The sequence below is a fragment of the Paenibacillus sp. GM1FR genome (genome assembly GCF_002803315.1).
Classification (GTDB): Bacteria; Bacillota; Bacilli; order Paenibacillales; family Paenibacillaceae; genus Paenibacillus; species Paenibacillus amylolyticus.
The window spans coordinates 1051987-1065549 of record NZ_MKZL01000011.1 but is presented as its reverse complement, the minus strand read 5'-3'; the positions used below and the strand labels follow the sequence as shown (position 1 = coordinate 1065549).

Here is a 13563-nt window from a genome sequence, read left to right as displayed (position 1 = left end):
CGCTTTCATTTTAAACATAGCATGCACACCAATATTTGTAAATATATGGTGAATGAGAATGTTTGAAATTCTTTTGTACCAGTACTTTGAACATTATATTTCCTTTCTCTCATCCGAGTTGATAATTGACGAAAACGGTTCATAATCTAATCAATTTAGCGTATGAAACTTCATCTCACATTAGATGTGCACTTGAAAGAAAAACTGATAAACAACAAAAAAAGCATTCCTATTCGGATGCTTTTTCACGTATGTTTCTTCAATTGCCCTTGCTTATGTCTGCGTCCTGCGTCCCGCCTCAACTTACGGTTTCCTCGGCAGACGTTTCTTTTACCACACAGCGTTCCCCTGCCTTGCGTACCGCCCGAATAATGCCACCGTAGCCGGTACAACGACACAGATTTCCACATAATCCTGTTTCAATCTGTTCTTGAGAAGGCTCAGGATGTGCATCCAGTAATGCCTTGGTTGAGATCACCATGCCTGGAGTACAGTAGCCGCACTGAAAACCACCTTCCTCCACAAAAGCCTGTTGAATCGGATGCAGAGTGCCTTTCTCCTCGCCGTGCAGACCTTCAATCGTCATAATGTCACTGCCTTCACATTGATAAGCCATGACAAGACAGGAATTCACGGGTTCTCCATCCATCAGAACCATACATGCGCCGCAGCGACCAACTTCGCAGGATATTTTGGTACCCGTTAGTTGCAAATGAGTCCGAAGCACATCGACAAGTCGGGTCGTTTGCGCGATCTCCAGATGTTTCTGTTCGCCATTCACAACGGCTGTCCAGTGATTCTCAAGTGGTTTACTCATGATGGACTCACTCCTTCCTGCAAAGGTACATTTAAAGGTCTGACCAGTTGTTCCCTCGGTACAGGAAGACGGTTAACCCATACGCCTGTCGCCTGGTGAATTGCAGCTGTTATGGCCGGCGCAAGCGCAACGGAGCCTATCTCACCGATCCCCCTAGGACCAAACGCATCACCTTCGGGTAAGTCTTCAATAGCCTCAACCTCCAGATTGGTATGAATATCCTGAATGGTTGGGATCAGATACGTGTCGAGGTTCGTGGTTACATAACGGCTGTCCTGCATGACCGCATCCTCCGTTAACGTGAATCCAAGCGCCATGACACTGCCACCTTCAATCTGTCCGATATAACCCATCGGGTTGATAACTGGACCTGCCGCAACAACATGGCGCGTATCAAGAAGCTTGGTTTCTCCGGTCAAAGTATTTACTTCCACCTCTGCCGCAACCGCCGCATACGTATACAAATAATGCCCGCCTACCACATTGTCCGGCGTAGTTGGATAATCGAACTTTGTATCGAAAATCCATTCATCGGCTTCGCCCTGCGTCGTGAGTTCGGCATACGAGATCAATAAGCCTGATGAAACTCCCTCTTTCGCCAGGTATTGAGATGCACCTAAATAACTACTTTCAGCAGTTTGATCACTTTCAGTCCCTCCAGCAACGATATCAGCCACTTTAGTTCTTTCAGCCTTCTCTAGTTTTCCTGCTTCTTCAGACGTTTGATTTACGCCTTCCAGCGCCAATGCTACTTTCTTCTCGCTCTTTCCTGTTCTTTGCACATCTGTTTCTACTTCTGAACTTTCGGCAGGAAGCTGGCCTTTGCGCCATATACCACCAGGCCCTGTCACCAGTTCATCTGCCGGAATGCCCCACATTTCAGACGCAACAGTGAGAACACGGGAACGAAATGGAGTCTGCAAACGTTGAAGAGCCATCCAGGCCATCGTTGTTGAACGTGAAGCTGTACTTGATCCGCTGTGTGGCACTCGATCCGTATCTCCAATGATGATACTGAGATCCGATGTACTGCATTGGAATAGATCACATAACATAATTTCCAGAGTTGCAATGAGCCCCTGACCAAATTCCTCGTAGCTGAATGCCACCTCAATCTTGCCTTCGTTATTCAGGGACAGGCGGCCTCCGGCAGGGTCCGGAATGCCGTAACCCAGCCCTGCACCATGCATGGCGATGGCTGCTCCGACTCCGCGTTTGATCCACGGCGGTAGAGTAGGATCTGCCGGGGGACTCTGATGTTTTTGCCACAGTTCGGAGCGATCCAATGCCTCCCATACTTGGGACAGTCCATCCGTAACCAGAATGCGTTGATTCAGCGGTCCAGGATCATTCTTTTCCCTCATATTACGTCTGCGGAACTCCCAAGGGTCCATGTCCATGATTTCTGCAAGCCGATCCATCTGGCCTTCCATGGCAAAAATCGCCTGATTCCCGCCAAATCCGCGAAACTCACCTGACAGCCCGTTATTCGTATATACAGATACGCCTTCCACATCCACATTTGGAATAGCGTACGGTCCAAGGCAATGCTCGGTACAGAAGTTCAGTACGGGTGCACCAAGTGTGGCATACGCTCCGGTATCTGCTGTTATACGGACACGATGCGCTTGGATGATGCCTTCTCGACTCATGCCGGTCTGCATTTCAATCTTCATTGGGTGACGTTTCAGTCCTGCACGCACGGATTCTTTACGAGAATTATGCATTTTCACAGGACGTCCGCATCTCAAGGCCAGTAGTGCACCATAGGGCTGTACGTTTAGTTCATCTTTTCCGCCAAATGAACCACCAATCGGTGAAGACACCACCCGGATATCTTCTTCAGGACAACCAATAATGCGTGCAAGCTGCATCCGGTCTTTATAACCATGTTGCGTTGCAGCGTATACATTCAGCCTTCCCTCTTCATCCGGGACAAACAGGCCACCTTCTGTCTCCATGTACGCATGCATCTGGCGAGGCGTATAATACGTCTCTGTCACGATATGATCACAAGTGGCAAAAGCTTGCTCGGCATCTCCACGTTTGATCTCCGTCCGATGCAGCACATTACCTGGACCATGCTCATGCAGCTCTGGTGCGCCGGGAGCCAATGCAGCGTCTGTACTATTCAGCGGAGTGAGTTCCTCATACTCTACGCGAATCGCATCCAGCGCAAGTGACGCACGTTCCGGGGAATCCGCAGCAACCGCTGCAATGGCGTCCCCAACATAACGTACAATATCCTCGCAGAACACAGGCTGATCCGGGGTCGCTATGCCAAAACGATTCAGACCAGGCACATCTTTGGAGGTCAGCACCGCATAGACACCTTCCAACGCCTCAGCTTCCGAAGTATCTATAGACAATAGACGAGCATAAGGATATTCGCTTCGCAATACTCTGCCATGAATCATGTCAGGTAGCGTCATATCCGTCAGATATTGAAGCTGGCCTGTAACTTTGGGTGCCCCATCTGGCCGCAGGTGCCAGCGTTTCCCGCTCTGTTGCCGATTCAGCAGCATGATGCCTCTCCTCCTTTGCTTGATCGAAGTCTTCTATTCGTGAAGTGCTTCCCATAACCCGGCACCAAGCATGTTGCCTGCGGTCTGTTTGCGATAATGTTCCGTTGCAAATGCATCGCCATAAGTCGTAAATTCGCTAGCCACGGCAGCTGCAAGAGTCGCCGCTTGCATAACAGTAGCTTCGCTACCAAGAAGCTGTCGTTCCGAATCCAGAAGTCGCATCGCCATGCCTGAGCCTCCACCAGCCGCAATCGCAATCTTGGTCCAGCGGTTATCCAAATCAATCTCACCGTATAACGCAACCGTCACCAGCGAAGCACTGAACGTCTCCCGTCGACCCAACTTGCGGTAAAAGGAAACTTCTCGTGCTGCATGTCTCTGCTCACTGTCCGCATCAAGCAGAGAGAACGGTCTCATCGGGATATGAATCGAGATTAATACATCCCCTGGATTACGGCTGCCATTCCGTCCACCCTGAAGCCAGGAAGACATGCTGCGGGTCTCGATTCCGCTATCCGTCAACCAGTGCAGCTTCGCATCATATACAAGCAAAGCAGGCAGCGTATCCCCTACTCCGCACACAATATTCCCGCCAATGGTTGCCACATTTCGAATGGAAGGGGCCGCAATTGCATTCACCGCTTCTTGCAGGATCGGCAGATGATGCAGCAACGCTTGTGCAGCACATTCCTTTAATCGGGTCATTGCGCCAATGACCATCTCATCTCCACGAATAGATATACCGCTCATTCCAGGAATACAACCCAGACTAATCATGTGTTCAGGCGCTGGAACCAAGCCGCCCTCCCACTGGGTTCGCAGCAATGTTCCACCTGCCGTGAAACAACATATCCCTTTCAGTCTACTTCTCAACGTTTGCAGTTCTTGCAGATTCTCAGGCTGCCATACCGATGGCATGGCTCCAGAACCGTATGCCGGTGTTACCATCGCTGCATCCCCTTTCTCTCTCTTCCTTGGGCAGGAAATTCAACCGTCTGATCCAGATAATTCTTCAAATCATATGAGAGTTCAGCAGCAACGTCAATTACCTTTACATCGTTTTGGATAAATGTATAAAACCTGCGTTTTATTTGTGCTTGATGCATCATGATCTATCGAAAGCTAACATTGGCTCTCTTTCACCATACGTGAAAAGAAGACAAACAGGCCAACCAGACTGCCTGGCTGACCTGATCATGTAATTAAATTATACATAGTTAATAATCTTCTCCTGTTATTTAGTCTGTCTGCTGCGATTCATATACATGACTCAGAATGCGTTCCAATTCCGGTTCTGTATCCGCATCCCAGAAACTAGTCTCAGACAGTGGTACATGTACACCTGAATAGTTAGCGCTGCGCATAATCTTGCGTGCCCCCTCATCTCCATCCAAGGACAACAGAGGACCGAACATATGGGAGCGAAAAGCAACGGGCGGCTTACCTCCCTCACCGTCAGTAGCTGCGACATAGTCACACAGTTTGTGGGTAGCCAGTGCTGTGGTTACCCGATTAATATCCTGTGCTTGTAATAAAGGCTGATCACCCAGTAACATGAGAATGCCCTCCGGTTTGTACTCCATGGCCGACAATACGCCAGAATGAAGAGAATTGGCCATGCCGCAGGCATAGTCAGCACAGACCACAATTCGAAGTCTCGCTGTGGGATGGTAGGCATAGGTAGCAGAATCAAACCATTTTACAGGTAGCCATGCCAGCGAATCTTCCGGTTTGACCACACAGACCACTTGATCTAGCTCCGAATTCAACGCAGCTTCCAATGACCATGCAGCCAGTGACCTTCCGTCAGGCATGACAACCGAGAGTTTATCCCGACCAAGGCGACGACTCTTACCAGCTGCCAGAACTATGCCCGTCATTCGCATGTGCAACGCTCCCCCTCTGCACCTCAGAACTCAAGGAAGAAACCTTATGTTTATATGCGATCAATTCCGCTGCAATGCTGATGGCGATCTGTTCGGGACCGTCTGCTCCGATGCTCAAACCAACGGGAGAATGCACATATTTCAACGGTGGTAAGCCATCCAGCAGACGGGCTGTTCGTGTTTTGGAACCCATGATGCCAAGATACGCGTACTCACAGTCCACTACCATCTCCAACAGTTCACGTTCGCGGGGAAAATTGTGACTCATTAAAATCAAATAATCTCCGTTGTTTACGTTTAACAAAGGCATAATCTCACGTGGGAAACCCATTACCAGTTCAGCTTCAGGGAATCGTTCCGAGGTGCATAAGGACTCTCGCCAATCGGCTACGACTACTCGGAATCCTGCGGATTGGGCGAGTCTGGCAACAGGAATAACATCATTCCCGGCTCCGATGATAATCAGGCGAGGTTTAGGCGTGTACAGCGAAGTAAGTTGCTGCGGGAGGTCCCAGGGATTCGTTGAAACCGTGTTGTTTGTCGCTATTTCAGCATCAGACTCAGAGATATGTTGTGAATCACCGGATAGATGGGAAGAGTGAGATTCGTTTGACAAAACAGGTACCACTTCAGGCACAAGCGTAAGGCGAGGTATGTCGGGAGAATATTGTTTTGATGCCGTATGTTCATGCTTGATATTACCACTGCTGTGTTGTACATCAACCTGCAATGAAGCTGGATTATAATTCGCCACGCGATCAGGAGGAGGGACGAGCGAAGGACGCAAGACTGGCTGGTGTCGGGTACCCGCTGGTTCAATCCGTCTCCAGCCATATTGAACCCTTGTGTAATCATTTTGGAACGTTCGGGTTAACGCTGTTGCAACGCCGGATTGAAAACACTCTTGCATCTTCTGTAACGTATGTTGGAGTTCACCACACACAGGTTCAAGCAGCACAACAACGAGTCCGCCGCAGCCAATCGTCTCACCCCAGGACAGATCATCCTCGGGACGCATGTCGTATTCCGCGAATTCCATCTGCTTCGTATCCAGCACATGGCTCACCCGGGCCTGAAGATCACTCTCCAGACATCCCGGACTGATACTGCCAACCATTTTGCCATCCTCAGTCAACAGCATAGAGACTCCCTGCTTACGGTAAGCATGACCCTCTACCTTAATCGCTGTTGCGAGCACGCAGCGCGTTTCACGGGCTGCAATTGCACACAGATCATGCATTTCCATAGCGGTCTCCATCCTTTCTGGAATTGCATAAACTTCCTTCGATCAGATACGTTTCATCAATCTTGCAATACTCTTATCCGACTCACGCAGCACAATGCCACGATCAATCGTCTGAATCTTACGATTCTTGAGCACGATACTTCCGTCAATAATAACGGTATCCACACAGCTACGTGTTGCGGAATACACTACGCGGGAATAGACATCCGTCTCATAGGAAGGGTACGTGTGGAAATCATCCAGATCCAGCAGCAGCATATCTGCCTTTTTGCCCACTTCGAGACTGCCAATTTCCTTCGACAAGCCAAGCACCTCTGCACCGCCCATGGTAGCCATGCGTAATACGGTCCGAGCATCCATCACCGTTGGACCATGAGGAATCTTCTGCATCAGGGCCGTCAGGCGCATCTCCTGAAACATATCCAGATTATTGTTGCATGCGGCACCATCTGCCCCAATCCCAACCGCGATCTGCCGATTCAGTAGATCCGGAATATCTGCTACCCCGGAGGAAAGTTTCATATTTGATCCAGGACAGTGAGTGACTTTGACACCGCGCTTGCGGATGATCTCCTTCTCTTCCTCACTCAGCCATACACAGTGGGCCAGCACCAATCTTGGGGTAGCCAGACCGATATGATCAAGGTATACGATATTACGCATTCCGCGTTCGTGTTCTACCAGTTCAATCTCTCCGCGATTCTCGGAGGCATGGGTGTGGACTTTGACATGATATTTATTCGACAGGTCGCGCACCTCTACCAGCAATTCTTCGGTACACGATACAACGAAGCGTGGACAGAAAGCATACTGAATGCGACCTCCGCCAAACCCGTTCCATTTCTCCAGCAGATCCACACTCTGTTGTAGCGAAGTTGCTGTATCCTCACGCAGGGGTTCCGGAACCTCGTCCCCATGATCCATCATCACTTTGCCAGAGATGACCCGGATGCCGCTCTGTGCCATCGCCTGAAACGCCGAGTCCGTGTGATGTACCGTCTCCATATCCAGAATGGTCGTGGTTCCGCTGGAGATCAATTCGCCGAGTCCAAGCATTGCCGAATAATACACGGACTCCTCATCATGTGCTGCTTCCAGCGGCCAGATTCGTTGACGGAGCCAATCCATCAGTTCCAGATCATCCGCACGTCCACGGAACAAGGTCTGACACAGATGAATATGCGTCTGAATGAAACCTGGCAACAGCACTTTGCCACGAGCATCAATGACCTGGTCAGCCTGAACGTCAATGTGAGCTGCAATCTCCTTGATTTTGTTATCCTCGATCAACAGATCTCCGATGAACACTTCCTCTTCTGCATTCATCGTCACAAGCTGTGCGCCTTTCAGCAGGATCGTTCCCATGCCAATCTCCCCTATCTGTGTCTGTCTATATAGTACAACTCATACATATTTACACTCTCACTCCAATGACAGACTAACCTTCCGATCGCTGTTATCGTGTAAATATCTAGTTGAACTTATAAGTGTTCATGTAACTGTTACCACCCAATAGCCATGCCATCGCCTCTGGGATCTGCTGCGCCGCTAATCATGCCGTCCTCACGAATGACAATGCCTTGCGATTGTCCCATAATGCCGTCCCACGGCGCTCTCGCTTCAACGTTATGTCCCCATTGGGCAAGGGTTGCACATACGTCATCGTGATATCGGTTCTCCACACGCATCGTATCGCCTTCTTCGCCCCAGGTACGTCCATACACCCAACGCGGCAGGCTGATTGCTTCCTGAATGTTCAGCCCATAATCAAGCACTCCGGTAAGCACAGATAATTGTGTCTGCGGCTGCCCTTCTCCCCCCTGTGTACCCACGAGCATATAAGGTTTGCCATCTCGTGTAACAAGGCCCGGCATGAGGGTGTGGAATGAGCGTTTGTTGGGTTCCAGAACGTTGGCATCCCTCGGATCTAAGGAGAAAAACGACCCCCGGTTCTGCATGATAACCCCCGTATCCCCCGGAACATACGCTGCACCGAAGTCAAAATACAGGCTTTGGATGAATGAAACGGCATTGCCTTCGCTATCAACAACCGCTGCATACGCCGTGTCCTGACCTATCGTTTTGGACAAAAACGGCTGTGCCACAGGTGGAGCAGACTGAATCTCATTCCACAGTTGGTCTCCGTAACTCTTGGATAACAGAAGATCCAGCGGAATGTCCCTGAAATCCGGGTCCGTCAGATAACGGTCACGATCACGAAACGCCTTTTTCACCACTTCCGCCATCAGATGATAGAATTCAGGTGAGGTACGTGCTACAGAGGACAGATCCGTATGCTCCAGCATATTTAACATCATCAGCATCGAGAATCCCTGCGAGTTGGGCGGCATCTGATGAACTTCATAGCCACGATACTCCGTGCTAACGGGTTTCACCCACTCGCCACGATGTCCTGCAAAGTCTGCTGGGGCAAGCATGCCCCCATCCTCACGAATAGCTGAAGTCAGACGATCCGCGAGTTCTCCTGTATAAAAAGTATCTCGCCCTTCCGTCTGAATCAGACGAATGGAGGCAGCAAGATCAGGCTGGATCAGCAGTTCACCTTCCTGCAAAAGTGTACCCAAAGGCGCAAATACCGCTCGCAGCGGTGAATGGTCCATAATGAAATCTTCATCCCTTTCCATCCACAGGCGGAGATTCCGGGATACAGGGCATCCTTTTTCCGCATACTGCGCGGCAGGTTCAAGCAACTGCTCCCACGGTAACTTACCGTACCGGGACCAGACTTCCCACCAGGCATCCACCATTCCCGGAACCGTGATGGCACTAAGTACACCGCGTTGAGGGATGGCATTCATGCCCATCGCTTTGAACGTATCGGCATGAATGCCTGCGGCTGAGCGGCCACTTCCGTTATAGGCGGTAATCTCACCGCTGGCTCCGTCATAAATCAGGAAGAAGGCATCCCCTCCAAGTCCGGTCATATGCGGATATACCACACCCAGAGCTGCACTGACCGCAACAGCAGCATCATAAGCATTCCCGCCCTGCTGGAGGATAGAGCTTCCAACTGCACTCGCCAGATAATGAGGAGAGGTGACCATGACCTCTCTGGAGATTGGCATCTGGTTTAACATAAAGCGCCCTCCTTCCCTGCATACACATCCAATGCCGCCTGCACTGCTTCACCGGCAGGTAGTAAATGTCGATGACGTAATAGAACAGCTTCCAGCGCTCCGAGCACATGAAGTACGTTCTTGCGCTGGCAGCTGAATCCCATTGTACCGATCCGCCAGATTTGTCCTTTTAACGGTCCAAATGAACTGGCAATCTCAATGCTGAAATCGTTCAGCAACATGTTGCGCACCGACTCACCATCAATCCCCTCCGGAATCGTGATACAAGTAACCACCGGAAGTTTGCTTGACATATCCCCGTACAGTTGCAGTCCCATTCCCTGAATTCCAGCAACCAACGCACGTTCATTTACCAGATGTCTCTGGAATCTGGCCTCCAATCCTTCTTGCAGCAGAATACGCAATCCTTCGTGAAGACCATATAGCATGGAAGTGGCCTCCGTATGGTGGTTCAACCTTGCTGAACTCCAGTAATCCTGCAATTGGCTCAGGTCAAAATAATTACTGGCAATCGTGCGGCCTTCTGCCCGCGCACTGGTTGCATCTCGCAGTCCGCGTTCAACTGTTTTGCGGCTCATTAGTTTCTGTTCCACACGACTGTTGTACGTAAGAGGCGCCATCCCTGAAGGAACGGACAGGCACTTCTGCGTACCACCCATTACCGCATCCAGATGCCAGGCATCCGTCTCCACCGGAGTCCCACCAATGGTTGCTACAGCATCCACGACGAGTAAGATATCAAGGTCGCGACAGGCTTTGCCAATCTCGGCAAGGGGCTGCATCTGACCGGTGGAAGTTTCACCGTGAACCATCGCAACCAGACTCGGTTTATGGGTATGAATCGCCTTGATCACTTCTTCTGGATCAAATACCGTTCCCCATTCCGTTTCAAAAAAAACAACCTCTGCACCGCAGCGTTCCGAGATTTCAACCAGCAGATGTCCGAATCGTCCGTAGATCGGGACGAGAACTTTATCACCGGGCTGGATCAGACTGACCAACACAGCTTCTATCCCTGAACGGGATGTACCATCGACTGGATAACACCACTCGTTATCTGTCATATATAACTCTCGTAGCATCGCCATCGTCTCGTTCATCAAAGATGTGAACTCCGGGTCAAACTGCCCCAGGATCGGAAAAGATAATGCTCTAAGTACGCGTGGATCAACCTCAACGGGTCCCGGGGTCATAATGGTCCGCAAGGACGGAGATAACTCTTTATAGTTGGACATCTTCATTCAACTCCCGTAACCGTATTTATAGAGTAGCCGGACCAGAACCCGAAAACCGTGCATCAGGTCTGCTTCAGCTGTATATTCAAGTGGATTATGACTGATACCGTCCTGACTCGGCACAAAAATCATGGCCGTTGGACAAGCCGGCTGAAAAATCTGCGAATCATGTCCCGCGCCGCTTGGCATTAACCAGTAGGACAACTGCACCTGCTCACAGGTATCCTGAATGTCTGAGATCATCTGCGCATTCATGGGGATGGGTGTGACAGATAGATGTTCTTCCCAGTCCAGTCCAAGCTGCTGCTCGGCTGCGATACGACTAAATGCCTGGAGCATATCCTGCCAGCAGCGATCAATACTCTCCTGCCGGATATGGCGGATATCCAGTGAAAACACCGCCCGTGCTGCAACCACGTTCCCAACACCCGGATCGGCCGTGATTCGCCCAACCGTGGCTACGAGCGGTTCGCCAACATCCAATGCGATACTCCTTACCGCAGCAATCATCTCGGCTGCTCCGGCAAGTGCATCCTTGCGCCAGGACATCGGCGTCGTCCCCGCGTGATTCGCTTCACCGCTTACGGTGATACTGAATCGCTTCTGACCTACAATGTCGGATACAACTCCAATCGAATGTCCAAGACGTTCCAGAACCTGACCTTGCTCAATGTGAAGCTCAATAAAGGCACCGTAATTTTTCGCGGCAGGTCTATATGCACTATCGGGTCCAAAGCCCGCATCGCGGATCGCTTGTGCAAAGGTAATGCCGTCTTGATCTTTTAGATGCTCTATATCTTCCAGTGTCGTTATTCCTGTTATACTGCGTGAACCCCAATACGCGAAAGGGAAACGACTTCCTTCTTCTTCGCATAACGACACCACTTGAAGTGTGCGCATCGGTGCTCCGAAATGCTTCTGCAAATACTCCAATGCCAGGACTCCCGCCACCACACCGTAAGCACCATCATATTTGCCACCATACACCACAGTATCAATATGTGATCCGGTCACAATCGGTAATTCTTCAGCACCAGTCGCTGATTCCTTACCCTCGCTCTTGAGTGTGCCATACAGATTACCGGACTGGTCAAATTCGGGAGACAGCCCTTTCTCCTGCATTTTGGCTGCAAGGGCATCTTGTGCTTCACACCAAGCCGAGTCATACAACAGTCGTGTGACGCCGCCATGTGCATCCGCACCATATGTCGACAGCCAGTCAAGCATGCCTTGCAGCTCCACCTGTTCCACATCCGGCAAAGGAAGAGGTGCATTATTGGTACCGGATGACCGGTATACTCCAGACTCCGTCATGGCGTCTCCTCCGTTCCCGCTTCGATGGGACTAGAAAAGTAAGCCGCAATGTGTTGCCCGAGAGGCACAGGAGATAATCCGGATTCCGAGTTATAAACACGCTGCCCACGACAAAGTACGTCTGCAATCTGACAGTTAAATGTACGTCCCACATAAGGGCTCTGTTTATGCGTATAGAGCAGATCCTCTGTGTTCAGGCTTGTGCTTTTCTCCCAGTCAATCAGGACCAGATCTGCATCCTTGCCAATCGCAATCTCTCCTTTGTGCTCCAGACCAAGCCTTCTGGCAGGCTGAAGGGAGAGCACTCTTCCGAGCAACGGGAGGTCGATATCCCGCTGAAGATGTCCGTCCTCCAGCATGATTAACAATGTGCTTTGCGCACCGGATATACCGCCCCAAATTTCGAAGAAGTTATCAGATTGTTTCATGGATGGAGGACATGGAGAATGGTCTGAGGCAATAATATCAATCAATCCCGAAGTCAGTGCATCCCATAACTGCTCCTGTTCGGAAGAGCTGCGAAGCGGTGGAGCACATTTTGCCACAGCACCCAAACGGACCACATCCTGATCGACCAGCGTCAGATAATGAGGGCATGTCTCCGAAGTGACGTCTTGCCCACGCCGTTTAGCCGCTGCAATCAAGTCCAGCGCTTCCCGGGTGCTAATATGCACAAAATGCAGCGCACAACCGGTCAGTTCACCATACTTCAACGCCCGGGCAACCGCGACGACTTCAGCTTCCACAGGACGGGATCGGATATAATCCATCGGTTCAGTCTTTCCCTCCGCAATGCTTCTCACAGCGAGTTCGGCAACGATGCCTTCGTCCTCTGCATGAAGTGCCAGCACACGGTTTAATTTGGCAAGCTCATGCATTCCGTCCAGCAATGTATGGTCATCGGCTCTGGCAAAAATATCTTCCCCATCTCCACCCGGCTCAGACATAAATGCCTTGAATCCGGCAGCACCCAACCCTGCCAGTGGAGCAAGTTCATCACGATTGCCGGGAACCAAACCGCCCCAGAACGCATAATCAACATAGGATTGGTCTGCAGCTGCTTTCTTTTTCATCTCCCATGCTTCCGGCCTTGTGGTTGGTGGTACGCCGTTAAGTGGCATATCGACATAGGTCGTGATTCCCCCTGCGGCAAGGGCTGCCGAGCCCGATCGAAATCCCTCCCAACTGGCGAGTCCAGGTTCATTGAAGTGTACATGAATGTCCACGACACCCGGCATCACTGTAAGCCCCTCAGCTTCTATGATGCAAGTCGCTTCACCAGCGGTCAGCCGCGTGGATAGTTCCGTTATTTTCTCACCAGTAATGCCGATATCCAGTTGTTCTACCCGATCTCTCAGCACCACCCGGGCCCCCCGGATGATGGTATCAAATGTTGTCATGTGGATGACCCTCCCCCTGAATCAGAACCGGATGTGTGCATA

10 protein-coding genes are annotated in these 13563 nt (G+C 50.7%); all 10 read right to left on the bottom strand.

Features of this window, described 5'->3' with window-relative positions:
• Positions 1-298: 298 nt before the first annotated feature.
• Positions 299-817: a (2Fe-2S)-binding protein gene (locus tag PAEAM_RS10500; RefSeq protein ID WP_100527449.1), complete on the bottom strand. Its 519-nt coding sequence runs from the start codon at positions 815-817 to the stop codon at positions 299-301.
• Positions 814-3342, bottom strand: coding sequence for a molybdopterin cofactor-binding domain-containing protein (locus PAEAM_RS10495; protein ID WP_100527448.1), 2529 nt, complete (start codon positions 3340-3342; stop codon positions 814-816). Before PAEAM_RS10495 ends, PAEAM_RS10500 begins: the two co-directional genes overlap by 4 nt.
• Positions 3343-3375: 33 nt before the next feature.
• Positions 3376-4290, bottom strand: coding sequence for an FAD binding domain-containing protein (locus tag PAEAM_RS10490; RefSeq protein ID WP_100527447.1), 915 nt, complete (start codon positions 4288-4290; stop codon positions 3376-3378).
• 290 nt (positions 4291-4580) lie between these two features.
• Entirely contained in the window at positions 4581-5228 is a 648-nt protein-coding gene (locus PAEAM_RS10485; protein ID WP_100527446.1) for a nucleotidyltransferase family protein, read from the bottom strand.
• A complete protein-coding gene (locus PAEAM_RS31755) occupies positions 5194-6474 on the bottom strand; it encodes an XdhC family protein (protein ID WP_165789873.1) in 1281 nt (426 codons plus the stop codon). Before PAEAM_RS31755 ends, PAEAM_RS10485 begins: the two co-directional genes overlap by 35 nt.
• 42 nt (positions 6475-6516) lie before the next feature.
• Positions 6517-7839 carry a 5'-deoxyadenosine deaminase gene (locus PAEAM_RS10475; RefSeq protein WP_036613764.1) on the bottom strand — a complete coding sequence of 441 codons (1323 nt, stop codon included), beginning with the start codon at positions 7837-7839 and terminating at the stop codon, positions 6517-6519.
• A gap of 137 nt (positions 7840-7976) precedes the next feature.
• Entirely contained in the window at positions 7977-9572 is a 1596-nt protein-coding gene (ggt, locus tag PAEAM_RS10470; protein ID WP_100527445.1) for a gamma-glutamyltransferase, read from the bottom strand.
• A complete protein-coding gene (locus tag PAEAM_RS10465; protein ID WP_100527444.1) occupies positions 9566-10807 on the bottom strand; it encodes a pyridoxal-phosphate-dependent aminotransferase family protein in 1242 nt (413 codons plus the stop codon). Before PAEAM_RS10465 ends, ggt begins: the two co-directional genes overlap by 7 nt.
• Positions 10808-10813: 6 nt before the next feature.
• Positions 10814-12121 (bottom strand): Zn-dependent hydrolase, encoded by a 1308-nt coding sequence (locus tag PAEAM_RS10460; protein ID WP_100527443.1) that lies wholly within the window; start codon positions 12119-12121, stop codon positions 10814-10816.
• Entirely contained in the window at positions 12118-13521 is a 1404-nt protein-coding gene (gene allB / locus PAEAM_RS10455) for an allantoinase AllB (RefSeq protein ID WP_100527442.1), read from the bottom strand. Before allB ends, PAEAM_RS10460 begins: the two co-directional genes overlap by 4 nt.
• Positions 13522-13563: the final 42 nt, after the last annotated feature.